At 54.5% G+C, this 853-nt stretch carries 1 protein-coding gene; it reads right to left on the bottom strand.

Annotated features, from left to right (window positions below):
* A partial coding sequence (locus ACFO3E_RS15490; protein WP_380805916.1) for a hypothetical protein occupies positions 1-853 on the bottom strand: 853 nt, incomplete at both ends.

Raw genomic sequence — 853 nt, 5'->3', positions numbered from 1 at the left:
CCGCCCAGAATATGCTGGGCGCTGCTAAGGTCTGCGACGGTGAAGACGGTACCTGCCGCGTTGGTGGACTGTAGATTGGCGCCCACAAACATGTGGGTCAGGTCAAGGGCGGCGTCAGCCGTCGTTGCTGCACCTGGGCCTGATATGTGGCTAATATGCGATAAATCGGCGCTGCTGATGCTGAGGGTCGTGGCCGCACTGAGATTGAACCCCCAGCTTCCGATAAGCTGGACTGTTCCCGCACTGAAGGTGCCGGGCGCAGATATGGAAATGCTGCTGACCTGCGAAGACTGGCCGTCGAGAATATCTCCCGCCTTCCAATAGGAAGCTGAAGTGACATTGACTATTGCGCGTCCGCCTAGAGCATGAATCTCTGCCTGTCCCGAATTGAGATTGATAAAGGCATAATCCCAATAGGAGCCATTTAAATATATGGTGGATGATCCCGATCCTAAATTTAATGTATCATTCTCACCCGGCCTCAAAGTTATGGTGGTGTCGCCATCCGAGAAATTATAGGTTGAGCCATAAGAATAGCCCACCGTAAGGCTCGAGGTGCCACTGCCCAGATTTAGAGTTGAATAGCCGATGGATTCCGCTGCGAATGTCGTCGGACCTGACCCAAAGGTGATGGCGACACCATTGAGATTGTTGGCCACGACTGAGCGGGCGCCATTGCCTAGCGTCAGGACGCCGCCAAATCCATTACTAGTCCAATTGACCGCCAGATCCGGCGCATCGTTCAAGATGAGCGATAGCTGATTGCCGGTCGTGTTGGTGACATCCACCTGCTCGAAATTGGTGAACTGGGCTAGAGCCGCGAGGTTGAACGTGCCCGCCCCGTACAACGCCA

This window comes from Sphingobium tyrosinilyticum (assembly GCF_042654265.1).
In the GTDB taxonomy this organism is placed as follows: Bacteria; Pseudomonadota; Alphaproteobacteria; order Sphingomonadales; family Sphingomonadaceae; genus Sphingobium; species Sphingobium tyrosinilyticum.
The sequence above is the reverse complement of the archived record's forward strand: the minus strand, read 5'-3'. Positions and strand labels throughout refer to the sequence as shown.